At 65.1% G+C, this 23,933-nt stretch carries 20 protein-coding genes and 2 pseudogenes; 4 read left to right on the top strand and 18 right to left on the bottom strand.

The window, feature by feature from the left end; translation table 11 throughout:
• Window position 1: 1 nt before the first annotated feature.
• From QF036_RS06065 to QF036_RS06015, 11 genes and pseudogenes are all read right to left on the bottom strand, one after another.
• Window positions 2–484: a ribose-5-phosphate isomerase gene (locus QF036_RS06065; RefSeq protein WP_307100108.1), complete on the bottom strand. Its 483-nt coding sequence runs from the start codon at window positions 482–484 to the stop codon at window positions 2–4.
• Entirely contained in the window at window positions 481–2,256 is a 1,776-nt protein-coding gene (gene dhaL, locus QF036_RS06060) for a dihydroxyacetone kinase subunit DhaL (protein WP_307100106.1), read from the bottom strand. Before dhaL ends, QF036_RS06065 begins: the two co-directional genes overlap by 4 nt.
• Window positions 2,257–2,303: 47 nt before the next feature.
• Window positions 2,304–3,299 (bottom strand): sugar phosphate isomerase/epimerase family protein, encoded by a 996-nt coding sequence (locus tag QF036_RS06055; protein WP_307100104.1) that lies wholly within the window; start codon window positions 3,297–3,299, stop codon window positions 2,304–2,306.
• A gap of 281 nt (window positions 3,300–3,580) precedes the next feature.
• Entirely contained in the window at window positions 3,581–4,312 is a 732-nt protein-coding gene (locus QF036_RS06050) for a GntR family transcriptional regulator (RefSeq protein WP_307100102.1), read from the bottom strand.
• A gap of 52 nt (window positions 4,313–4,364) precedes the next feature.
• A complete protein-coding gene (locus QF036_RS06045; RefSeq protein WP_307100100.1) occupies window positions 4,365–4,856 on the bottom strand; it encodes a hypothetical protein in 492 nt (163 codons plus the stop codon).
• A complete protein-coding gene (locus tag QF036_RS06040) occupies window positions 4,853–5,524 on the bottom strand; it encodes a signal peptidase I (protein ID WP_307100098.1) in 672 nt (223 codons plus the stop codon). The genes QF036_RS06045 and QF036_RS06040 overlap by 4 nt, the downstream gene beginning before the upstream one ends.
• A complete protein-coding gene (locus tag QF036_RS06035; RefSeq protein ID WP_307100096.1) occupies window positions 5,511–6,116 on the bottom strand; it encodes a hypothetical protein in 606 nt (201 codons plus the stop codon). Before QF036_RS06035 ends, QF036_RS06040 begins: the two co-directional genes overlap by 14 nt.
• A 75-nt stretch (window positions 6,117–6,191) precedes the next feature.
• Entirely contained in the window at window positions 6,192–6,719 is a 528-nt protein-coding gene (locus QF036_RS06030; protein WP_307100094.1) for an alternate-type signal peptide domain-containing protein, read from the bottom strand.
• 191 nt (window positions 6,720–6,910) lie between these two features.
• Window positions 6,911–7,984: an alkene reductase gene (locus QF036_RS06025; RefSeq protein ID WP_307100092.1), complete on the bottom strand. Its 1,074-nt coding sequence runs from the start codon at window positions 7,982–7,984 to the stop codon at window positions 6,911–6,913.
• Between the two features lie 166 nt (window positions 7,985–8,150).
• Window positions 8,151–8,820 (bottom strand): annotated as a pseudogene (locus tag QF036_RS06020) (zinc-binding dehydrogenase).
• Window positions 8,821–8,832: 12 nt separating this feature from the next.
• Window positions 8,833–10,623 carry an NAD(P)/FAD-dependent oxidoreductase gene (locus QF036_RS06015; RefSeq protein WP_307100090.1) on the bottom strand — a complete coding sequence of 597 codons (1,791 nt, stop codon included), beginning with the start codon at window positions 10,621–10,623 and terminating at the stop codon, window positions 8,833–8,835.
• A 193-nt stretch (window positions 10,624–10,816) separates the two neighbouring features.
• On the opposite strand from QF036_RS06015, the gene QF036_RS06010 reads away from it, so the two are divergent.
• A complete protein-coding gene (locus QF036_RS06010) occupies window positions 10,817–12,142 on the top strand; it encodes a GAF domain-containing protein (RefSeq protein WP_307100088.1) in 1,326 nt (441 codons plus the stop codon).
• A gap of 14 nt (window positions 12,143–12,156) precedes the next feature.
• On the opposite strand, the gene QF036_RS06005 is transcribed toward QF036_RS06010, so the two are convergent.
• The 3 genes from QF036_RS06005 to QF036_RS05995 form a co-directional block, all read right to left on the bottom strand.
• Complete coding sequence (locus QF036_RS06005) at window positions 12,157–13,074, bottom strand: hypothetical protein (protein ID WP_307100086.1); 918 nt, start codon at window positions 13,072–13,074, stop codon at window positions 12,157–12,159.
• Window positions 13,075–13,109: 35 nt separating this feature from the next.
• Window positions 13,110–13,778, bottom strand: a complete 669-nt coding sequence (locus tag QF036_RS06000) for a DUF6318 family protein (protein ID WP_307100084.1) — start codon at window positions 13,776–13,778, stop codon at window positions 13,110–13,112.
• 222 nt (window positions 13,779–14,000) lie between these two features.
• Window positions 14,001–15,797 carry a purine-cytosine permease family protein gene (locus QF036_RS05995; RefSeq protein ID WP_307100082.1) on the bottom strand — a complete coding sequence of 599 codons (1,797 nt, stop codon included), beginning with the start codon at window positions 15,795–15,797 and terminating at the stop codon, window positions 14,001–14,003.
• Window positions 15,798–16,001: 204 nt separating this feature from the next.
• Here QF036_RS05995 and QF036_RS05990 point away from each other — a divergent pair, with 204 nt between their 5' ends.
• Window positions 16,002–16,436, top strand: coding sequence for a pyridoxamine 5'-phosphate oxidase family protein (locus QF036_RS05990; RefSeq protein ID WP_307100079.1), 435 nt, complete (start codon window positions 16,002–16,004; stop codon window positions 16,434–16,436).
• A gap of 26 nt (window positions 16,437–16,462) precedes the next feature.
• On the top strand, window positions 16,463–16,888 hold the full coding sequence (locus QF036_RS05985) for a very short patch repair endonuclease (RefSeq protein ID WP_307100077.1): 426 nt from the start codon (window positions 16,463–16,465) through the stop codon (window positions 16,886–16,888).
• Between the two features lie 16 nt (window positions 16,889–16,904).
• On the opposite strand, the gene QF036_RS05980 is transcribed toward QF036_RS05985, so the two are convergent.
• Window positions 16,905–17,660: a response regulator transcription factor gene (locus tag QF036_RS05980; RefSeq protein ID WP_307100075.1), complete on the bottom strand. Its 756-nt coding sequence runs from the start codon at window positions 17,658–17,660 to the stop codon at window positions 16,905–16,907.
• A gap of 102 nt (window positions 17,661–17,762) precedes the next feature.
• On the opposite strand from QF036_RS05980, the pseudogene QF036_RS05975 reads away from it, so the two are divergent.
• Window positions 17,763–19,455: pseudogene (locus QF036_RS05975) on the top strand (sensor histidine kinase).
• A 9-nt stretch (window positions 19,456–19,464) separates the two neighbouring features.
• Here QF036_RS05975 and QF036_RS05970 read toward each other — a convergent pair.
• The 3 genes from QF036_RS05970 to QF036_RS05960 form a co-directional block, all read right to left on the bottom strand.
• Window positions 19,465–20,013: a TetR/AcrR family transcriptional regulator gene (locus tag QF036_RS05970; RefSeq protein WP_307105799.1), complete on the bottom strand. Its 549-nt coding sequence runs from the start codon at window positions 20,011–20,013 to the stop codon at window positions 19,465–19,467.
• A gap of 348 nt (window positions 20,014–20,361) precedes the next feature.
• Complete coding sequence (locus tag QF036_RS05965; RefSeq protein WP_373460267.1) at window positions 20,362–21,558, bottom strand: 5-methylcytosine restriction system specificity protein McrC; 1,197 nt, start codon at window positions 21,556–21,558, stop codon at window positions 20,362–20,364.
• Between the two features lie 106 nt (window positions 21,559–21,664).
• Window positions 21,665–23,896, bottom strand: coding sequence for an McrB family protein (locus tag QF036_RS05960; protein WP_307100073.1), 2,232 nt, complete (start codon window positions 23,894–23,896; stop codon window positions 21,665–21,667).
• Window positions 23,897–23,933 lie beyond the last annotated feature (37 nt).

Genomic DNA, 23,933 nt, shown 5'->3' with positions numbered 1-23,933 from the left:
TTCAGTCGGCCTTCGTGTAGTCGGGTTCGTAGGAGCAGATGGCCTCCACCTTGGCGGCGGAGGAGGAGTTTTCATCGAAGCGGTGCTCCAGCCATTCGCCCACGAGCTTCTTGGCAAGTTCCAGCCCAATGACGCGCTGACCCATGGTGAGGACCTGGGCGTTGTTGCTGAGGACGGAGCGTTCCACGGAGTAGCTGTCGTGCGCCGTGACGGCGCGGATGCCGGGGACCTTGTTGGCGGCGATGGCCACGCCAAGGCCGGTGCCGCAGATCAGGAGCGCGCGGTCCGCTTCTCCTTCGGCCACCTTGCGGGCGGCCGCCACAGCCAGGTGCGGGTACGCGGTGGAGTCGTTGGCCGCGACGCCAATGTCCTCGACGGAGGCAACGCGGGGGTCCGCCTCCAGCAGGGCCTTCAGTGCTTCCTTGTATTCAACGCCGGCCTCATCGTTGCCGATGACAATGCGCCAGCCTTCTGTGCTGCTCATTCCGTTGCTCCTTTTCCGGCCGTCGAGGCCATGTGGGACGCGGCCGGTGTGGAAGCGGCCGCATCAGATGCGAGGTAAGTGGCCACGCGCTCGGCGATCAGTCCGAACGAGACTGCGCCGGGGTCCGGGTGGCCAAGGCTCTTTTCAGCCAGCGGGCGGGCGCGGCCCTTGAGGGGTCGCAGGTCCGCGGTCCGGCGGGCTGCTTCGTTCGCCGCGGCAGCGGCGGTGGTGAGCGCACCCGCCAGGGAGGCCCCGCCGTCGAACGCTTCTTTGAACGCGTCCCGGAACGGCACGAGGGCGTCAACCATGGTCTTGTCCCCCGGCTCTGCCTTGCCGAGTTCGGTGATGGCGTTGCTGAAGGCGGACACGGCGGCGGCCGCGTCCCCGGCGGCGTACGAATCGCGGTTGCCGAGCGCGAGGCCGGCTGCCATCACGGCGGTACCCCACAGCGCCCCCGACGTTCCGCCGGCGCGCTCGCTCCACGCCTCGCCGGCGGCGGTGAGCACGCGTTCAACCGAGGTTCCGGCTGCTGCCTTCTGCTCGCCGGCCGCGGCGGCCGCATCAACGCCGCGGCGCATGCCGATGCCGTGGTCGCCGTCGCCGGCGATCGCGTCCAGGTCGCCGAGTTCCGCTTCATGCTCGACGACGACGTCCCGCACCTGGGCGAGGACGGCGGCTGCCAGCCGGCCCAGGTCAGCGGACGCCGCGGTTGCCTTTTCGGTCTCCTCGGCGGCTGTGTCTTCGACTCTGGAGAGTTCGCGGCGGGCGCGCGGCGCTGTGTTGCCCTTGCGGAAGGCAGGGGTGTCGGCCGGCGCGGCCCAGAACTGCTCGAGTTCGTCGTCGAGCCACAGCAGGGTGAGCGAGAGTCCGGACATGTCCAGGCTCGTGACGAGTTCGCCGCACTCCGGTTCCACGACGGTCAGGTTGGCGGCGCTGAGGAGCTTTTCGACCTTGCCGAAAAGGAGGAACAGCTCGTCGTACTTGACCGTGCCCAGGCCGTTGACGATGGCAACCACTCGGTCGCCGGCGTCGTCCGGCTTGTCCTCGAGGAGCCGGGAGACCAGCAACTCGGCGAGCTCGGACGCGGTGGGCATGGGGTGCTCGGAGATGCCCGGTTCGCCGTGGATGCCCAGGCCCAGCGACATCTGCCCGGCCGGGACGTGGAACAGCGGCTCGGATGCGCCGGGAAGGGTGCACCCGTCGAAGGCGACGCCGAGCGAACGCGTACGGTAGTTCGTCTTGATGGCGAGCCGCTCCACCTCGTCCAGGCTCAGACCGGCCTCGGCCGCGGCGCCTGCGATCTTGAAGACCGTCAGGTCGCCGGCGATGCCGCGGCGCTTCTCGATCTGGTCCAGCGGCGCGCTGGCGATGTCATCCGTGACCAGCACGGTGCGCGTCTCGATGCCTTCGGCGTTGAGCCGAAGCTGTGCCTGGCCGAAGTGCAGGACGTCGCCGGCGTAGTTGCCGTAGCTCAGCAGCACGCCGCCCCCGGCGTTTGCCGCCTTGGCCACGCGGTAAACCTGTCCGGCAGCCGGCGAGGCGAACATGTTGCCGCACGCGGACCCGGCGGCCAGGCCAGGCCCGACCAGGCCGGCGAAGGCCGGGTAGTGTCCCGAGCCGCCGCCCACCACGAGGGCCACCTGGCCGGCGGGGATCTCGGTGGAGCGGACGACGCCGCCGTCCACGCGGGCAACGTACCCGCGGTTGGCGGCCACGAAGCCGTCGAGCGCCTCGTCTGCGAAATCAGCGGGATTGTCGAAGATCTGGGTCATGGTTCCTCATTGAATCCGGGTTGGTTGGTCGGTTCTGCCGGGCTGTCTTAGTGGGCGACGGCGGCGGGCTGCTGACGGCCCTGCGCCACCTGGCTCTGGCCGAGGGCGTAGCCTTCCTTCTTGGGCAGCACGTGGCGGCGCAGGTAATCCTGGTTGCTGGCCGTCACGGAGAGGCCGTCGCCGCCGTAGTGCTCGGTGCAGAGGATGCCCTGGAAGCCCACGGAGAGGGCAACCTTGAACGCCTCGCGGTAGTTGATCAGGCCGCTTTCCATGGGGGCAGGCATGCCAACGTACATGTCGCGTGCCACGTCCTCGTCACGGATGTAGTTCTTCATGTGCCAATAGTTGGAGTACGGCAGGGTCTTGGCAACCATTTCCCGCCAGTCCTCGATCGGCCGGTGCAGGCGGATCAGGTTGCCCAGATCGGGGTTGAGGCCGACGTTGGACAGGCCGATGTCCTGGACGAACTGCACGGAGGAGTCCGCGGTGCCGATGTAGGTGTCCTCGTACATCTCGAGCGAGAGCAGGACGCCCACCTCTGCCGCGTGGCGGCCAAGTTCCTGAAAACGGGCAACGGCATTGTTCCAGGCTTCCTTGTCGCCGACCGGGTCCTTGTAGCCTTCGACGGTCCAGAACCAGAGCTGCTTCTGCTGTTCCGGGGTGATGGCCTGGTGCAGGCCGAAGGAAACCACTTCGCAGCCGAGCTCAGCGGCGGCGTCGATCGTGCGGTGGCTGTAGGCCAGGTTGTCCTCCCATTTGCCCTCCTCGATCACGCTCTGGCGGATGGCGGAGATGACCGGGATGCCGATGCCGACGCTGTCCGCGGTCTGCTTGAACTCGGCGAGGCGCTGCTTGCTCAGATCGCCGGGACGGACCCAGCTGTCGGTGAGATCGGCGTTGGCGAAGCCGGCTTCCTTGACCTCCGTGAAGACCTCCGCCCAGGCGGAGGCGTCAGCGTCGTTGATGTGGGTGCCCTGAGCGTCGACGCCCGGGAACTGCAGCAGTGCCGCGGTGATGGGCCAGTTGTCGGCGGTGTAAGCCATGGTGTTCACTCCCTCGTGGATCCTGTTTCCTATAGGATTTACTATCTATATGGAGTTGTCAAGGTCACACCTACTTCGCCGCCAGCCGTGATTACCGACCATCGAAGATCCTATAGGGATGCCGTCGGCATGTGAAGGGCCTCACGTTCGAGGCATGAAGTCATTGCACCTCCCACGCTACGCCTCCCCCAACTGGGTAGCAGCAGCGGGCGTTCCCACGGCTGGGAACGCCCGCTGCTGCTACCTACTTGGGGTGCGCCGTCGCTACTGCGCGAGTGCCGCTACTCCTCCGGAGCGTCCGCCATGGCGCGCTCGCGGACCTTCTGGATGTGGGCTGCCATGGCGGCTTCGGCCTTCTCGGGATCGCCGCCGGACAATGCGTCCAGGACGGACTGGTGCTCAGCGATGGCATTCTCGGCATCGGTGATCCCCACTCCCCCGAAAAGCCGGAAGCGTTGGACTTGTCCCCCGAGTGCAGCGTAGGCGCCGACGAGGAACTGGTTGTCCGTCTGCTGGGCAATCAGCTGATGGAAGCGCTCGTCGGCCTCGAGGTAGTCCTTGTACTCAGCAAAGGACGGGCCGCGCGGCGCCGACTTCAGGTCGGTGACTGTTTGCTCAAGCTCGGCGAGACGGTGCGGGTTCAGGCGCGCGCAGGCAAGCCGGGCGTTGACTGGCTCGATCGCGAGGCGGGCCTCCATGAGATCCGCAAAGTCCTCCCGGGTGAACACCGGCGCCACGCGGTAACCCTTGAGCGCCACCCTGCGGACCATGCCGGTGTGTTCCAGGCGGGCCAATGCTTCGCGGACGGGGGTCGGGGAAACGTCCAGCTCGCGGGCAGTTCCGTCGATGCTGACGGCCGCCCCTGGTTCCAGCCGGCCGTCCATGAGCGAGGCCAGCAGCTCCTCGTATACGTGGTCGGCCAGGACCTGGCGGCTGACAGTCCGGCCTGCCTTGCGCCCGGTCGGATCCTCGGGCCGGCTGCCGGCGCGGGTGCCGTTGGACGCTTTTTGCATGATCAGATCCTATAGGGACGCCTCGGGGAAGGCTGGCAGGTTCAGGCAGACGTTACGGCGCGCACTTGACCTTCCCGCCGGTGGTGACGATGCCCAGGGTCCATTCCGCGGTCGCTTTCTGACCGTCCGAGAAGGTACCGGTCACGCGGACAGTCATTGAGGTGGCACCGGCGTTGGCAATGACGATGGGCGAGGTCTCGGTCAACGTGAACGTCTGCGCGTTGAGGTCGGCGGGGTACTCGATGGCGAGTGGGCTATAGGTGCCGTTGGCTTGGCGTGCAGCAATTGTGAGCAGCGTAGGCGTCTGGGCAGAACTTACCGCGAGAGTCGCAGTCTTTTCGTTGGTGCTGGGCGTGCAGGCCAAGGTTATTGTCGGGGGACCCCAGTTGGCGGCAGCGGAGACCAACACCGTCGCCGTTGCTGACTGTTGCCACAGTGCGACCGCGGACGTGCCGCCGATGCCCAGCAGCACCGTCAGCATGAAGGCGAACAGGGCCAGCATCGTGCCGGGGACCCTGGCCTGGACGACGTCGGGGGTTTTCATGCCGCTGCACCCGTTTCGCGGCGCCGGCTGCGGATGTGCCGGAAGATGAGCAGGGCGCCGTACCCGAAGAGGCCGGCAGCACCCACCGACATCCAGAGGCCGCGGTCTGCGTTCCCCAGTGCGTTGGCCACGTAGCCCACATACGGGACGGCGTAGAAGAGCTTGCCCTTCACCTGCGGCTCGCGAACGGGATTGGGATCGGTGATGTCGTTGTTGTCACCCTTGGTGATGAGGGTGTTCTCCCCCGTTTGCGTGGTTCCAAAGCCAATGATGCGGTGAGACTCCACCGCGGGTTTTCCCGACTCCAGCTGAAACGTGATGACATCCCCGGCCTTCAGTTCGCTGAAAGCGGTGGGCTTGACCACCAGGTAGGTGCCCGGCGAGTACTTGGGCGCCATCGAGTTCGTCAGCACCGCGTAGGTCTGGGACCCCGCGGCCTTGGGGACCAGGATGAGCACCAGTGCAGCAAACACCGCGACCACCAGCAGCACGAAGTTGACGGTTCTGCCTGCCGCCACGAGCCACCGGACAGCCCTGCGGCCGCCGCGGACGCTGCCCTTGGAACCGCCGGTCGCCGAACCGGCCCCGCCGGTGACGCCGGAATCCGGACCGTCAGCCGGACCGGCCACTGCGGCCTCCGACGTCGGAAGAATACTAGGCGCAGCCACTGGGCACCCCGCAGAGCTGCGTGGCGGTGAGGGGAATCGTGATGGTCACGGATTGTCCTTTCACGGTGGCTGGAGCGTTGGAGGCGAGTTTGACTTCGAAACACAGCGTTGTGCTGGCCAATTTTGCGACGGCCACCGGTGCTAGTCCGGCAGCAGCGATGTTGGTGTACGCCGTTGTGCCGCAGGCGGCTGCATTTGCCGCGAACTTGGCACTGACAGTGAGATATTGCGCCATATCACCCGGCGCAACATTGCTCTTTGCCGCCGGGCCCGTGGCGACGCTGAGGTTGAATTGGCCTCCGGCGTCGGAATTGTTGGTAACCGAAACGTTGGAATAGACAGCGCTTCCCGGCGTCAGCGAACCGGACGGATTTACCGCCACGATTGCCGACTGTCCCCCTGCCAGTGTCATGTTGGTCGACGGCGTTGAGGGCCCCGAGAGGTTCACGTCGAAAGAGGCTGATGTCACGGTTCCGGGTGCCGCGGAGGCAGCAGCAGACCAGAGTGCATAGCTGCCCTCAACGGTCAGGAGGCCCAGGAGCACTGCCACGGCGACGAGCGCCGCGGCCCGCAGGTGGCGCGGGATGCGCATGGCTCCTCCTGACCCTCATTCGATAACTGCCGACGTTTGGACTTCCGGCCGCCCTGAGCGACGGCCGGAAGCGGCTTAGGACAGACCCGTCTGAGTGACCTGGTTTAGGGCGAAGGAGACGTTGCCGAAGTTGTAGGTCTTGGTCACATCTGAACGGCCCGTGGTGCTGGACTTGAATTCGAAGGTGATCGTGGCGGTGACCGTGCCGCTGGTGGTCAGCGGGTTGCTGACCGCCGTACCGCCGACGGTCAGGACGGGGTCGGTGACGACGACGTTGGCGGCGGTGAATCCGTTCACCGCGCCGGTGCCTGTAGCGGTGACGTTCGCAGCCATCTTGTTGCCCGTCAGGGTCACGTTCAGGACCTGGGTGTAGGTCAGCTTGTCACCGGGGACAACCTTGTAGGTGGAGATGGTGACGGGGGCGCCGTTGCGGTCCGTCCAGACGCCAGTGTCGGCCACCACGTCCAAGTCACCGGCGACGACGGTGCCCGGGGTTTGGGTGTCGGATGCATTCCAGGATGCCAGGGTGCCGCCGCCGCCCAGCAGCAATGCAGCTCCAACGGCGATGGCAGCGGTTCCCTTGATCAGTGCGCTGTTCTTCATGATGAGACCCTTCGGGTAAATGCTGAGTAGTTTTCCTGCTGAACAGAACAATGCAGGGGCTAACTCAGGACTCCATGCGTCAAAGGGTCAAGATTCACTCAAGAAAAAACGCCCCGTTAAGCCAAAGAAACCACCCGGCGAACGGGTGGTTCCTTTGGCTGTTCAAAAGGCGTGCTGCACCAGCGCGAGGGTCAGGCGGGCTGGTACACCGGGTAGTCGGTGTAACCCTTCGCGCCCTCGCCGTAGAACGTGGACTGGTCCGGTTCGTTCAGCGGCAGGCCTTCGCGCCAGCGGCGGGCGAGGTCCGGGTTGGCGATGGCGGGCCGGCCCACGACGACGGCGTCCGCGTGGCCGTCAGCCACGAGCGCCAGCGCTTCCTCGCGTGTGGTGATGACGCCGAAGCCGGTGTTGACCAGGAACGTGCCGTTGAAGCGTGACCGCAGGTCCTGCACCAGATCGCCGGTCGGGTCGGCGTGCAGGATGCTCAGGTAAGCCAGGTCCAGCGGGGCGATGGAGTTGACCAGCACCTCGTAAGTTGCCCGGACGTCGGCGGCGTCGGTCTCTTCGATGCCCTGAACGTTGTGTTCGGGCGAGATGCGGATTCCGACGCGGTTGGCGCCGAGCGCCTCCACGACTGCGTTCACCGTCTCAATGACGAAGCGGGCGCGGTTCTCGGGCGAACCGCCGTAGCTGTCGGTGCGGACGTTGGTGTTGGGCGCCAGGAACTCGTGGAGAAGGTAACCGTTAGCGGAGTGCAGCTCAACGCCGTCGAACCCTGCCTCAATGGCATTGCGCGACGCCGTGACGATCTCTTCCCGGACAATAGGCAGCTCGTCAATGGAGAGCTCGTGCGGGACGGGGTGCGCTTGCTTGCCGTTGTAGGTCCGCGTTTCACCTTCGACGGCGATGGCGCTGGGAGCCACGACGCGGTGGCCGCCGTTGATGTCCTCATGCGAGACGCGGCCGCCGTGCATGATCTGGGCGAAAATTCGGCCGCCCTCGGCGTGGACGGCGTCGGTAACCTTCTTCCAGCCGGCGATCTGCTCGGGGGTCACCAGCCCGGGCTGTCCCGGGTAGGAGCGGCCGGCCGGGCTGGGGTAGGTTCCCTCGCTGACGATCAGGCCAAGCGACGCGCGCTGGCGGTAATGCTCCACGACCAGGGGTCCGGGGACGCCTTCCACGCCGTTGCGAAGACGGGTCAGCGGGGCCATGACGAGGCGGTTGGAAAGTTCGAGCTCGCCGAGTGTCAGCGGGGAAAACAGCATGCGGAGTTCCTTTCAGAATGCATCAGGTTCACCAGCTCCAACTGCCTAGCGTGTGCAACTATTCCGGGTGTGGTCGAGTCCACTGCGCAAAGCACCTCAGGCATGCCGACGGCGGCACCCCAGTTGGGTGCCGCCGTCGGACATGTCTGCTGGCTGGCCCGCTTCCCTAGGGGTGCACGATGATTTTGACCGCGGTGTCGTTGTGGTTGATCAGGGTGTCGAATCCCTTGTCCACGAGATCGTCCAATTGACCACAACACCCGCTGGCCGCACCAAGTCGAGCATGCTGTCCAGCACCGCATTGACGCCGGCACACTCGAAGGCAGCATCGGCGCCCTCCCCCGCGGTCAGTTCCAGCACACGTGCCTTGACGTCCTCCTGACTCGGATCGATGACGTGGTCGGCGACGCCCGAAGAGGCCGCTTTCTCCTTCCGGGCGGCGGACAGTTCCGTGACGATCGTTGTGATGCCCAGTCCCTTGAGCACGGCCGATGTCAGCAGGCCGATGGGCCCGGCACCGCCGACGACGGCCACGTTCCCCGCAGTCAGCCCGCTGCGGCTGACTGCGTGATAGGCCACGGACAGCGGCTCGATCAGCGCAGCTTCCTCCAGCGGAATGGAGCCCACGGGATGGACCCAGCGCGAGTCGACGACGATTTTTTCGCTGAGTCCACCCCCGCCGCCGCCCAGGCCGATGAACCCCGGAATTCATGCAGGTCGGTTCCGCAGATGCCGCACCAGGCCACGGCGATTTTGACCGCGCCCGGGCGCAGCTCCGGCTCCGGAACGTCCTCGATCCGGATGTCGCGCTGGCCGTGAAAACGTGCCGCTTTCATGACGTACTCCTCTTAGCGGGTGTGGTGGGAGGGCTGCAGCTCGTACACCGGGGTGGGCAAGCCTTCCATGCGTGCCTTGAGCTGCAGCGCGAGGTAGCTGGAGTAATGCCGGCTCTGGTGAAGATTGCCGCCGTGAATCCAGAGGTTTTCCACGTTGGTGGGCTTCCACATGTTGCGCAGCTCCCCTTCCCACGGACCCGGGTCCTTGGGTGTGTCAGAACCGAACCCCCAGCATTTTCCGACCGTGTCCGCCACCTCGGGCGACACCAGATCGGCAAGCCAGCCGTTCATGGATCCGTAGCCAGTGGCGTAGATGATCACGTCAGCTTCCAGCTCCGTGCCGTTATCGAGGACGACGGCGTTGCCCGTGATTTTGCCGACCTGGCCGTTGGCGAGTTTCACCCTGCCGTCGATGATCAGCTGCGAGGCGCCGACGTCGATGTAGTAGCCGGAACCGCGCCGCAGGTACTTCAGGAAGAGCCCGGAACCGTCCACGCCGAAGTCAAGGTCGAAGCCGGCGGCCTCAAGCTCGGAGTAGAAGTCGGCGTCGCGCCGCGCCATCTCCTGGTAGACCGGGATCTGTGCCTCGGGCAGGATCCGGTACGGCAGCGAGGCGAACAGGAGGTCGGCCTTCTCAGTGGTCACCCCGTTGGCGAGCGCCTTCTCCGAATAGAGGTCGCCGAGCGCAAGGTCCATGAGCGACTCGCTGCGGGCGATGTGCGTGGAGGAGCGCTGGACCATGGTGACGTCGGCACCGTGCTCCCAGAGGTCGGCGCAGATGTCGTGCGCCGAGTTGTTGGACCCGATCACCACAGCTTTCTTGCCCGTCCAGTCCCCGCCGCCCGGGTGCTTGGACGAGTGGTACTGCTCCCCCAGGAACGACTCGGCGCCGTCGAACTTTGGAACGTTCGGATAACCGGAAACGCCCAGCGCGAAGACGAGCTGCTTCGGGCGCAAGGTAACCGGTTCGCCGTCGCGGACCACGCTGACTTCCCACTCGCCCCGGTCTTCATCCCGGCGTGCGTTGGTGCATTCGGTGCTGGACCAGTAGTTGAGCTCCATGATCCGGGTGTAGTACTCCAGCCAGTCGCCGATCTTGTCCTTGGCAGCGAAGACGGGCCAGTCGTCGGGGAACTTCATGTACGGCAGGTGGTCGTACCAGACGGGGTCGTGCAGGTGCAGGGACTTGTAGCGGTTTCGCCACGAGTCACCCGGCCGCGCGTTCTTCTCAATGATGATGGTGGGAACACCAAGCCGGCGAAGCCGTGCGCCAAGTCCGATGCCGCCCTGGCCGCCGCCGATGATCACAGTGTAGGGCTGCTCCTCGTAGCCAAGCTTGGCAGCCTGCTCCTCCTTGAGTTCAAGCCAGGACCGTCGGCCTTTCTCGATGCGGTGGGCCACGCCCTGCTCGCGGTTGGGACCTTTCTTCTCCTCGAATCCCTTGAGCTCCTGCATGGTGGTGAGCAGGGTCCAGCACTTGCCGCTGCGAAGGCGCATGTGGGCGTAGCCGCGGGCCTGCGCAGTCTCGAATGTCACCCAGGCCTCGGTGCTGGACGCATCGCCGGTGGCATCCTCGGCGAGCGCCCAGTTATGCGGCCCGACGTCGTCGAGGGTGGCATCGAGCATTCGCCTGATGCTGTCCTTGCCTTCCATCGTCTTGAGGTTCCAGGTGAAGGACACGAAGTCGCGCCAGTACGATTCTTCCTCGAACAACTCGAGCGCGGCGTCGGTGTCCTTCGTGCGCAGCGCCTCGTCGAACTGCTCCAGCCAGCCGGCGACGATGCCGTTTGGTGTCTCGGGCATGATTCCTCTTTCCTTTGATGACCCGGCCGTTTATGGGCCGGGTGCCACGTTGCTGATGCGGGGGCAGCCACCCCGCCGCCTCCGTGACCCGCATCACAAGTAAAAGCCGTGGAGGGTTACAATCGGGTTGCACGTTTTTCGTCCTGTGATGGGCGGTCGGGGCACGATTCAATGGCGAGTTGAGAGGACGCGTATGCCGAAGTCTGATGCTGCCGCCCAGGCACGCGACCTCCGCTTTACTTCGCCCCTCGAGTACGCCCGGGCGCTCCGACAGGCCCATGAAGCCACCATTTCCGGACACCCAGATCCGTACATCGCCCCGTCACTCGTGAGCTCTTGGCAGCGGTCCCTGGCGCTTGGCATTGATCCCGACCGGCACCGGCCCGTCCACCGCCACGACGTCAGCGAAGCCCGTCGGCTGGGTGCCGACCACCGCCTGGCAGCTGTGATGCCAGCACTGTCCCAGTTGATTGCCGACGAGACGACGGATGGGCGGCACCTCCTCATTGTCACGGACCACCTCGGCGAGGTTCTTTGGCGGATCGGCAGCCGTCACGCTCTTAGGCAGGCGGATGCCCTGGAGTTCGTGGAAGGCGCCGACTGGTCCGAGTCCGGAGTGGGAACCAACGCGATCAGCGAGGCCCTGGTCACCGGCACCCCGGCTCAGCTGTTCTCCGCGGAGCACCTCGTTCGCACGCACCATGACTGGGCCTGCACCGCGGCACCGATCCGGGATCCGTTCACGGACGACGTCCTGGGCGTCCTGGATGTCTCCGGCCCGATCGAATCCGTGACGCCAGACAGCCTGCGGATGGTGCGGTGCGGAGTCCGGCTGGCCGAGGAACTGCTGAAGTCTACGGGCGCGCCAACGATCGGTGCAGTGCCGGAGCGGAGAGGCCTGGTTCCGGCAGCACAAACCAGCCGCACGCCCCATACGTTGACCCTGCGGATACTGGGTGACAGGCCCACTGCAGAGGTCGACGGCGGTGCGCCGCGTACGCTGACCCTGCGCCGTGCGGAAATCCTGGCGTTGCTCGCCTCCCGGTCCGATGGCTGGAGCGCTGAGGAACTGGCGTACGAGCTGTATGGCGAGGACGGTGCCGCCGCATCGGTGCGGACTGAGATGCACCGGATCCGCCGGTTACTTGGGAACGTTGTGGAACCCAATCCGTACCGGTTCACCGCGGAGGTGCAGGTTGAGACCGACGCGTCGATGGTGGCCGCCCACCTGCGTGCGGGGCGCGTGGCCGACGCACTGGCGTTGTATCCCGCGAAGCTGCTCACCCGTTCAGCCAACTTCGCCATTGAACTCATGCGCGATGAACTCAACGAGGCCGTGGGCGCCTCGGTGCGCGCCAGCGGTGAAGCCGATCTGGTCCTGCGATGGTGCTCCACGGACATGGGCGCCGCCGACTCCGCCGCTGTTGCGGTGGTTGAGCAAGTGGTCGGGGCGGCTGATCCGCGCTTTCAATTGCTGCGGGCCAAAATGGCACGGTTGGACCGGGAACTGCGGGCGTAGGGGTCGGCGCAGTTCTAGCGGTTCCCCGGAGCAGCGCGAGGGCAGCCTTCACCTTGCGGGTTGGTGTTGCAGTCGTCGGCATAATTGCGAGTGACTGAGCGCCACACGCTAACGGTCTGAGGCGCAGAACTGAACTGACCCTGGTTGGGAATTGGCAGGTCCGGCCCGCCGTTCACGGAGTAGGTTCCCTGGAAGTACGTGGTGAGGACGACGTTGAAGTCGCCGGTCGCGGCGTAGGCGTGGCTGGTCCGAGTCTTCTCACCCCAGCGGTCCTGCGGGAGCGGGCCGCCCATGGTGGTCGTGGGGCCGAGCGCCCTGCCGTCGCCGTAGTCCCAGCGGTATTGCACGGGCTTGGCGATGATGTGAACCTTCTGGGCCAGGATGGTGATGTCGAATGCCTGCTCTGTAGCCTTGGCGTAGAAGTTGGTCTCCGCGCCACGGAGAGTATGCGGGCTGGGCTGTGCGGTTAAGGTTCCCGGAGTGACGGGGAGCCTATCGAATGCCCTCTGGATGAGAGCGGCGATTCGGGGAAGAAGATCCTCGGGATTCCTGTCGTAGAGACACGTCGGTCCGCCACCGTTGCCTTGCCAGTCGGTCCAGGTCGGATTCTCTATTTCCCGAGGGGCGACCTTCCAGATCACGGGCACGCCGGGCTTCCCATCGGCTCTCGCTGGACACACGCGCTGCTTTGCCAAGCAATCAATAGCCAAGTTGCCATCGTCCACCTGGCATTGTGGAAAAGCGTTGTATTGGTTGGGGTCGCTACTGACATAGCCAGGCGGGGCAGGAAGGAATTCATCTGTCGCCTCGTCGCGTACCCAACCACCTACAATGATGCCTGCTTCACCATAGTCGACGGAACCGCCGTAATCGTCGTCAAATGCATGAGCTTGCTGCTGCAGGCTAAACGCTAGAGCGGCGGCAAGAGTCACGGAAATAGTCGCCCTAAGGCTCATTTCGTCACCGGCTACTGAATAAGGTGGAGGTCGGAAACAGCCCAATGGCCATCGGCATATTTCGCTACAACCACAGAAGCAGTATTCGAGCCAGGAGCAGGACTTCTTCCGACGCTTTTATCTGCTTTGTAGTAGTGCGTTTTCTCCTGAATCACCTGCACTACAACCTGCTGACTTGCCGCCCCCGGCTTGAACCTCGCCTCGGCAGACCGAGCGGAAAGGCGGCCGCCAGCCTGCCAACGTCCCTCCTTGTAGCCGACTGCGACACTGTTTTGGAGCAGGTTGCAAAACTCACAGGAAGTCGAAGTTAGCTTTGCCCAGGATGACAAGTCACCCGTCTCGAAGCCGTAATTCAGCAAGGCGTACCAATACTTGGCAAACGCCTCCAGCCCCTCCTTCGTGTTCCTATCCGCTAGGGCTGGCTTGACCGGCACCGGCACGTTCTGCGCCCTCCCCTTCGCGTCGGCCGGCTTGTAGACGGGTTTGGGCGTAGCGGTTGCACTAGGCGTGGCGGCTGCCGCCCCGGAACCAGACGCAGCTGGCGAGGCGACGGCAGTGGCAGTTGGACCGGCCTGGGGATCTCCGCCACCGCTGCAGCCGGCGAGCGCAAGGACGGACACAGCGACAGCGGAAATCACAGGCAGACGGAGGCGTTCAGAAATGCAGGTACGAGAAGTCATGCGCTAATCCCCCCGGATAGGTTTCAAGACATCTGTGTCCAAACAATGGTTAAAGGGTAACCGAGGTCACACTTTTCGGTTCAAAGTTATCCACAGCCCAAGTTCCCGAAAGCACAGGGCAACAGGACCACACAAAGCGGGCCCGGTGAGAATCTCACCGGGCCCTCTTCAGTCCCCCATCACGACGCCGTCATCGTGGCGTCGCTCACGCCCTACACGGCACTACCCCCTGGGCTGCCCCGGACGGAGGGGCTGAGCCGGAAGGACCAGCTGCGCCGGCAGTACCAGCTCCCCCGTCTTATCCGTCGACAACGCGAGCGACGAGACATACTGGGGTTCGCCGTCGGGCCCGTCCTGGGCAGAGCGCACCATGTCCGGGCGTTCGAACTCAATCCCGGTCACGTGGCAGAGCAATTTTGCGTCGCTGGGGTTCCCGTCGGCGTCGAACATCGGCAGCTCGATGCCGTCATCCGTGCGGCGCAGGTAGTACCTGCCCTTGGTCAGGACCGCCAGAACCGGCGGCAGGACGAGCGCCAGGCCCACTGCGAAAATCGGCGAGTACGGCTGGATTCCGGAACCAAAGGCACCAAAGAACACCGCGATTGACACCCCGGCGGAAACCAGCATGGACACAAACCCAACCGGGTTCACGGCGTGCAGCATGCCGCGCCGGAATTCGGGGGTCTTGGGTGAGATCTTCAGCAGGTATTTGTTGATGGCGATGTCCGAGGCCACCGTGACCACCCAGGCCATGGCGCAGTTGGCATAGAAGCCCAGAATCGTGTTGAGGAAGTCGAACATGTTGGCTTCCATTAGGATCAAAGCAATCAGCAGGTTCACCGCCACGAACACCATGCGCCCCGGGTAGGTCTTGGTCACGCGGGTGAAGCTGTTGGTCCACGCCAGCGAGCCGGAGTAGGCGTTGGTGACGTTGATCTTGATCTGGGAAATGACCACCAGCACCACGGCCAGGCTCATCGCGAGCCACGCCGGCATCATCTCCTCGTAGACGCCGAGGAACTGGTGCACCGGCTCATTCGCAGTGGCCGAGGCCGCCGGATCCAGCTTGGCGATCAGGTAGACGGCGATGAACATTCCCACGATCTGCTTGATGGCACCGAACAGAACCCAGCCCGGTCCGGCGAGAATCACGGCGCGCCACCATGCACCCTTGTTGTCGGCGGTCTTGGGCGGCATGAATCGCAGGTAGTCGATCTGCTCCGCAATCTGTGCCATCAGCGACAGGCAGACGCCTGCGGCAAGCATGACCGAGGCCAGATTGGTGCCCGCCGCACCGGAATTCCCGGTGTAGGCGAAGAAGTCATCGATGCTGCCGGGGTGGGTCACCAGCAGGTAGCCGACCGGAACCACCATGAGGAGCAGCCACAGCGGCGTAGTCCAGACCTGGAGTTTAGCGAGCGTGTTCATCCCGTAAATGACCAGCGGAATGATGATGATCGTGGACGCGGCGTAACCCAGCCATTGCGGAATTCCCAGCCCCAGCTCGAGGCCCTGCGCCATGATCGACCCCTCAAGCGCAAAAAAGATGAACGTGAAGGTTGCAAAGATCACGTTTGTCACCACGGAGCCGTAATAGCCGAATCCGGAGCCGCGGGTAATCAGGTCCAAGTCGATGTTGTACCGGGCTGCGTAATAGGCGAGGGGAAAACCCGTCGCGAAGATAATTACGGCGGCCACCACAATTCCGAGGATCGCATTCACCGTGCCGTAGGCAATCCCGATATTCGCCCCGATCGAGAAATCAGCCAGGTAGGCAATGCCTCCCAGCGCACTCGTCGCCACCACGCCGGCGCTCCACTTGCGGTAGGAACGCGGCGCGAACCTGAGCGTGTAATCCTCCAGGCTTTCCTTCGTGGCGCTCAAGGCGTCTGCGTTACCGGCCGCCGGGTTACCGGCCGCCCGTGGCCGCTTGGTATCCAGTCCGACGCCGGAACCTCCGACGGCGGCACCGCCGCCCGGGCTATCCAACAGTTCGCTGTCCTTCAGGTCATTAGTCATTAGGCATCCGCTTTCGTCACCGGTTTGTCCTTGCCGACGCTAGTCACACCGTGCGACAGCACGATTCCGGCGGGATTACAGCGGTGTAAAGTGTCTTACGCGCCCGTCAAACGCTCCCTTGCCCCGTGTCGCAGCTCCGCGCTTGCTGGGAAAATCTGTCCATACCCCTGTCGTTTTTCTACAAGCTGTAGAAGAATGGAGCACATGATGTTCAACCACGCCGACGGCGATCCCATCCTGGTCCTCGACGAAGGGCAGTGCTGGCAGCTTCTGGAGGGCACCACGCACGGCCGCTTGGTGGTCACCGTGGCGGGCGAGCCGGATATCTTCCCCGTCAACTACGTGACGAGCCGGAGGAAGCTGTACTTCCGCACAGCGCCCGGCAACAAGCTCGCCCAGGTGACCATCAACGACAGGGTCCTGTTCGAGACGGACGGAATCATGTCGGACCAGGCGTGGTCGGTGGTGCTCCGCGGCACGGCCCGCGTCCTGAGCAAGTCGGCGGAGATTGCCGAGGCCGAAGAGCTGGGGCTCTCGTCCTGGGTGCCCACGCTGAAGGACTTCTATGTGGAGATCGATCCCGGATCCGTGAGCGGCCGGCACTTCCAGTTTGGCGAACAGCCGGAGCGCGATTTCTAGCAGGGTTGCCGGCCTAGACTGGAAATATGGCGGACCGGCTGACACCTGAGCAGCGCAGCTGGAACATGTCCCGGATCCGGGGCAAGAACACCAAGCCCGAACTGCTCGTGCGTAGCCTCCTGCACGCCAAGGGCTACCGGTACCGCCTGCACGGCGCCTCGCGCGGCATCAAGCTGCCCGGCAACCCGGATCTCGTCTTCGCCGGACGGCGCAAGGTCATCTTCGTCAATGGCTGCTTCTGGCATTTCCATGACTGCAAGGTGGGCCAGCACGCGCCCAAGGCCAATGCCCAATTTTGGGAAACGAAACGCGCCCGCACCCGGGACCGCGATGCCAGCCAGCGCAGGCAACTGGAAAACGACGGCTGGGAGGTACTCACCGTCTGGGAGTGCGAACTCAGGGACCTGTCCGCCGTCGAGAAACAGCTGGAGCTGTTCCTCACGGCGGGCTGACCCAAACTAGGAGTGCTCAGTTCTCAGCCGGAGCCAGCCGGTATCCCACGCCACGGACAGTCTGCAGCCAGCGCGGGTTCTGTGCCGAATCGCCGAGTTTCTTGCGCAGGTTGCCCATGTGCACCTCAACGGACCGCTCGTCCGCCTCGCTGATGTAGCTTCCGACGTCGTACGGTTCGTCCCGCAACCGGCGCACCAGGTCCGCTTTGGTACGGACCATGCGGCCCGCCTCCAGCAGGGCATGCAGCAGGTCGAACTCGGTGCGGGTCAGGCTCAACTCCTGGCCATCAACTGCCACGGTCCGGGAGTCGTAGCTTAGGTCGAGGCCGTTGTGGGTGTACTTACGCCCCTCGTCCGCGGCGGCGGCAGGTGAGCCGCCCTCCTCGGCGAGATCCGGCGTCGAACGCGGACGCCGCATCATGGCCGCAACGCGGGCACGCAGCTCACGCGGACGGAACGGCTTGGTGAGGTAATCGTCCGCGCCCGACTCAAGGCCGATCAGGGTATCCAGCTCTTCCGCACGGGCAGTGAGCATGACGATGTAGGCATCGGAGAACTGGCGGATCTGCCGGGCCACCTCGAAGCCGTCGATATCCGGCAGTCCGAGGTCGAGCGTGATGACCGCCGGGTCCAGTTCCCTGGCGGCCAGGACGCCCTCGGCTCCGCTGCTTGCGGCACGCACCTCAAAACCGGCCTGCGTCAGAACAACACGAACCAATTCGCGAATATCGTGATCATCCTCGATGACCAGTCCCACGCGTGTATCACCCATCGCAGCCCCCTCAGCCCGCTACATCCCCGTCTGCAGTATAGCTCCCGGCGGATATCCTGCTCCTATGCGTTTCTCACGCCCCGTCCGGATGGACCATCGCCCATGAGCAGTATCGCCTGGAAAGATTCCTCCGGCCGGATCCTGCTCTTCCGGCGGCCCTTCCACGAGTACTCCCTGCGGGGCAGGGTAATGCTGAGCCAAATGCCGCTTTCTGTGACGGCAGGAATCACAGCTTTTCTTATTCTGGCGTTCTTCCCCGAAACGCTGCTCAATCCCCTTTTCATCAGTTTTCTGCTGTCACAGGCAGTAATACTGATCCTTTGCTTTGCCGTGCCGTGGCACCGGTTGCCCTATCCCTCTTTCCTGGTAATACCCCTCCTGGACCTGGTGTCGATCTGCCTGGGCAGGGAAGGCGGCCAGGACAGCCTGACAGGGCTAAGCGTCATGGCCGTTTTTTCCGGTCATCTGGCTCTGCGCCTCCGGGCTGTTCCCTAAAACGGCGGTGGCACTGTCCTTCTTCGCTCCCTTGGGGATCATCTGGGTGCCGCTGTTTCTCCGCGGCGCTGTCTCCGGCCAGGACCTGGCGCGCTCCTTCCTGCTGCCGGTGATGATGCTGGGCATCGGCGTCACCGTGTCCGTCATGACGCTCAGCATGGTCCGGCAACAGCGGGACCTCGAGGAGCAGCAGCGGGACCTGGAAGAAAAGGACTCCCAGCTCCGCGGCGTGCTGACCGGAAGCAAGCGCCAGGAACGGCTCCTGAACACGGTCCTAGACACGGTTCATTTGGGCGTCCTCGCCGTGGATGCGGAGGGCCATGACATCCTGATGAACCGCAAGCAGCGCAAGCACCACCAGCTGGCTTCGCCGCCAACCATCGACGACCCCAACGAGTCCCAGCTGCTGGTGTTTTCCGCCGACCGGACTACGCTGGTCCCCACCGACCAGCGGCCGGTCCGGCGCGCGGTCCTCGGCGAGGAATTCACCGATTACCTGGTGTGGCTCGGAGCGGGCGCCGAACAGCGCGCGATCTCCACCAGCGCGAGGCCCATGAAGGACCAGGACGGGAATTTCGCCGGCTCCGTCATCGTGTTCAGCGACGTCACCGAGCTGGTGAACGCCCTGGCCGCCAAGGACGATTTCGTCTCCAACGTCTCCCACGAATTCCGGACTCCACTCACTTCGATTCTTGGTTACGTCGAGCTTCTGTTGGACGACGACGACGATCTCACGGACTCCCAGCGTGGCCCCCTGGAAATCATCCGGCGGAATTCGGAGCGGCTGCTCACGCTGGTCTCGGACCTGCTGTCCAGCCGCAACGGCCAGCTGCTCGTCACGCCAGAGGCCGTGAACGTGGCAGAGCTCGTGCGCACCAGCGTCACCGCCGCCCTGCCGCGGGCCGCGGAATCCGGCATCCACCTGCGCGCCGATGCCCCGGACAGGCTGGAGGCCCACATCGACGCCGCGCGCATCTCCCAGGTGCTGGACAACCTCGTCTCCAATGCCATCAAGTACTCGCCCGACGGCGGCGACGTGGTGGTATCGCTGCGGTCCGAGGATGGCCGCATGGTGTGCAGCGTGAGCGATACAGGTATGGGAATGAGCCAGCAGGACCAGGAGGAAGTCTTTGCCAAGTTCTTCCGGTCCGCAGCCGTCCGCAATTCAGCGATTCCCGGCGTCGGGCTGGGGCTCTCCATCAGCAAGGCCATTGTGGAAGCCCACGGGGGCCGCGTCTCACTCCGCAGCGAAGTGGGGAAAGGCACCACGTTCACGTTCGCCGTGCCGGTGCAGAACTGAGTTGTCGGCTTACGTCCGGTGGTCCTCAATCAGCCAGCCGGCCAGCCTGCGGGCCCGATGGGCTGCCTCAAGGTCCCCCTCCGCGGCAGAGATGATCGAGCCCTTCATCAGGATGTGCCAGGAGCGGGAGAAATCGTCGGTCCGCTGCAGCCCTGCCTCGTCCGCGAGCTGCTTTACGTGACCACGGATCCTGGCGAGGTAATCAATGCTGGCCCGTCCCAGCGGATGCGAGGCGCCCATCTCCAGCAGCACGTTGATGAAGGAACAGGCCTCAAAGTCGGTGCGGTGGAACCAGTCGGAGAAGACATCGAAGATGGCCAGTAGCTGCTGCTCGGGAGTGTCCGCCCGGCGCCGCGCCTCCCCCATGATGGCGTTGACCGTCCATACCTGGTCGCGCTTCTCCAGGAACGCGAGCACGAGCTCGTCCTTGGAAGCGAAATGGCGGTAGAACGTGGCCTTTGCGACCCCGGAACAGCTGATGAGTTCGTTGATGCCGACGTCCCGGACACCGCGGCTGGCGAAAAGGTCATAGGAGGCGTCAACGATCCGTTCGCGCATTCCAGCAGCACCGGATACCGCAATTTCCTCGCCGCGCAACGGGTTTCCCGACCTAATGGGGTCACCCGGCGTGGCGGCCGGCTGCGGTCCAGTCTGAAGCCCTCCGGAAGGCACTCTCCCGGCGCTCCACGGCTTGGAGCTGGGTACCTCTGCCATTACAAACAGTCTAACCCAAACTGCAAGACAGACCTGTCTGTCTTGGGAGATCGTTCTCACAGGTCAGTGCATTTTCTGCTGGCCGAAACCTTGGCCCATCCAGGGGCCTGATATAGCGGAAGTCGATGTATCGAGCGGTCGCCATGACGGACTACATGCCGAGCTGTATGGGGAGCCGGAGGAGCCGCAGGACTAGCGCCCGAGGCTCGCCTGGCGCACCACTTCTCCCCAGGACTGCTTCGCAAGGTCGGCCACGGCAGCCAGGATCTCCGACGGCGGACGGGAAAGATCCACGGGGAATTCCACGATGTCGATATCGGTGTTGAGGATCCGCCTCAGCTTCACCTCCCCCGCCCCGGCGTAGACCAGCCAGGCCGTGGGCACGCGCAAAGCCGTGCAGTAGGCCAGCATCTGGAAGTGGTCTGCCGAAAGCGAGGCGCCCTGGTCGGTACCGGCCCGGTACTGCGCGTCGTACACCACCACCGGCCGGCCGCCCAGCAGGTGCACGGCATCCGGGCGGACAGTCAGCCGGTCCGAATCCCGGACTGCCTCGTTCAGCATCGCGTTGTACTGCAGCCTCATCTCGCCGGGGAAGGCCGCCATGGCCCGGCGCAGTGCCGCGCCGACGAAGTCCTCGAAGACCTTGCCCATATCGACGACGAACGACGCCGTCTGCTGCTTGCCCTCCCCCGCCTCGGCGGACGCATTGCGCAGGACCACCTCGGAGAGCCTCAATGCACCGTGATAGCGGAGGTTCATCCGGCTGGCCTGCCACGGCGGAAGCGGAGCGCCGGCGTGGAGGAGGGTGACGCCGTCGAGCTTTCCCTTCAGCTGCCGCAGGCGGCTCAGCACATCGGGGCGCACTCCCGGGACGCGGGACATGCGGTCCAGCGCGGTACGCAGGATCTGGTTTTCCGGGATGTCCTCGGTGAACTCGTCGTAGGACACCTCCAGGGGCACGAGCATCCCGGGCCGGCGCGATATCTGGTCCGAAATGCGGATGCGGCCCTTGACCGTCCGGAGCGAATCATCGACAGTGACGTAGCCCTGCAGGACGCCGCGCTGCAGTGCCCGTTCGGCGAGCTGCACCAGTGACGCCGCCAGGGCGCTCCACAGCTCGGCATCTTCGTCGGCCGCAACGGTATCGTCGCGGAAGCCCTGATCCCCGGCGTAGCTCAGCAGGAAAAGCAGCCGGCTCAGCCCGAGCCGGTCCTTGGGCCGCACGTCCAGCTGCACCAGCGGAGTGCGCACCGACCCCACCATGCCGACGGGTTCGATCCGGAACAGTCCCATGCCCATGGGCGTCGCCTTGGCCAGGCCGCTGGAGTTGAGGAACGCGGCGCTGTCCGGGTCGAGCTTCTCCACGGTGCCGCCGGAGAGCTCGTCCAGAACGATGTGCCGCCGTGCCGGTGTGGAGCCCGCCGGGCGGCGCGCGGCGCCGGCAGCGGAACCGGCCGCCGTCGCGAAACCGGCGGTCACACCGGAGCCCGCGGGGCTAGCGAGCCGCAAGGCGTCCCAGCAGCTGGTCCAACCCGAAGCGCTCTTCCAGCTGGGCCCGGTTCAGCTGCCCGTGGTAGTGCTCTTCCAGGAGCGGCATGAGCTCGTACTTCCAGATCCGGCGCAGGCCGGCGGGGGTCTGCGCGGCCTTCTTCATGAAGTAGGACGGCCCGATCATGAGGTCGCGGTCCCACTCGTCGATGGCCTGGTTGAGCGCATCCAGCAGCAACGCGGGCGTGGTGTCCAGCTGCCGCGCCTCCAGGAACCTCAGCAGCGACCCCTTCACCGGCTCGGTCTGGGGGTGCAGCTCGATGAACGCGAAACGGCGGCGGATGGCGGCGTCCATCATAGCGATGGAGCGGTCCGCGGTGTTCATGGTGCCGATGATGTACAGGTTGTCCGGGAGCGTGAACGGCTCGTTGGGGCTGTACTGAAGGTAGATCCGGTCATCGCGGTATTCCAGCAGGAAATACAGCTCACCGAACACCTTGGCGAGGTTGGCGCGGTTCATCTCGTCGATGATCAGGAAGTACGGCTTGGACTCGTTGCCCGGTTTCGCCGCCTCCTCCGCCAGCCGGCGCAGCGGGCCGGCCACGAGCTTGAAGGAGACCTGCCCCTCGTCCGTCTTGTCCGGCCGGTACCCCTCGAAGAAGTCCTCGTAGGCATAGGACGGGTGGAACTGGACGAGCTTCACCCGCTCGTCGGTGCTGTCCTGCGCAAGTTCAGCCGCGAGGTGCTTGGCGAGGTAGGTCTTGCCGGTTCCCGGCGGGCCGTACAGCACCAGCTGCCGGTTCTCCTCGAGCAGGTCGGCGATCTCCTGCAGCGGCTCCACCTCCATGTGGAGGGAGTCCGCGAACTCCCGCGTCACCGGGCGGAAGCCGCCCAGCACGGGGAGGGCGACGGTGGCCGGCGACGTGTCGGCGTCGGGTTCGGTCTCCGCCTCGGCGGGCAGCAGCGCTTGCAGCGCCTGCACCACCCGGGTGACGTCGACGACGATGCCCGGGGTGGCCAGCTGGCGCTGGATGTGCCGCGGCAGGTCAGTCATGGCATGGGCTTCGTCGAACCAGCGCACCTTGCGGCGCATCCGCCGGCTGTCCCCGTTGTGGTCGGGCTCCCCAAGCACGACGCCGATCCGAACGGCTCCGGCGTTCTGGTACAGCGCGAGGTCCCCCGGCTTCATGACGGTCAGGAAGGCGAAGACGGCGGTCTTGGTGTCCTCCCGCTCCACGTAGCCGAGGTGCTTGTAGTCCTCATCGACGGCGTGCTGGACCAGCCCGGCGGTAACGCCGGCGTCGAGCAGGCGGAGGTGTTCGACGTCGAGCGTCACCTTCTCCTCTGCCTGCCAGGTAGCCAGGAGCTCGGCGTTGTCGTGGTGGGTGCGCAGCAGCCAGGCGCGGCGGCCCGGGTCCCCGACCTTCCGCCACTGGCTCACCAGCTGCCGGGCATACCAGTCGATGCGCTGGCCGGCCTGCTCATCGAGGTGCAGGCGGATGCGGCGGATATCAGCGGTGATTTCCTCCTCGCTGTCTCCCTTCGCCCCGCCTACCAGGGAGGCGAAGGCGTCCCGGATCTCCTGGCGTTCGATGTCCGCCACCACCGGCTCGAAGTAGCTGGGCCACGCGAGGTATTCGATGCTGCGGCGGATGGCGGGCTGGTCATCGGGGGTTCCCGCCGCGAGCAGGTGGAAAGCCAGCGGATCCTTCAGTGCCTTGCCGATTTCGGCCGTGGACTGCCGGTCGACGTGCTGGACGAACCGGCAAAGCCATTTCAGGTGGTCCCAAATGGTCCAGTTGAATTCGGCAGTCCGGTCCCGGATGACGCCATGGTCGGTCATGCCCTTATAGAGCTCCTCCGGGAGCTCCAGCGGCGGCTCCAGCCAGGACGCCGCCTCGGCGACGCGGGCCCGCTTGACCTTGAGCGACTTCACCTCGTGCGCCAGCGGCAGGGACTGCAGGAAGAGGAGTTCCACGGCCAGCTGCTTCGCTGAAGGGGACGCGTCCGCCAGGTTGTGCCGCAGGTTGGTCATCATGGGCGCCTTGGCGTCCGCGACTCCCCGCTCAAGCCGTTCCAGCAGTTCCGCCGCGGCCTCCGCCGTCCACGTCTGCGTGCGGCCGTCCAGCGCCGACGGCTTGCCCTGCAGCCCGGCGCCGAGCACGAACCACGCCGCGTCCTCGATCTCTTTGGAGATTCCGAGGGCGCGGGACATGGCAGGCTTTGGGGCGGGGGTCATGCGTTCAAATTTACAGGGTTAACCTGAACGCCAGCAC

The organism is Arthrobacter globiformis, assembly GCF_030817195.1.
Lineage (GTDB): Bacteria > Actinomycetota > Actinomycetes > Actinomycetales > Micrococcaceae > Arthrobacter > Arthrobacter globiformis_D.
Note: the sequence above shows the minus strand (reverse complement) of the source record. Positions and strands in the feature narration are given on the sequence as shown.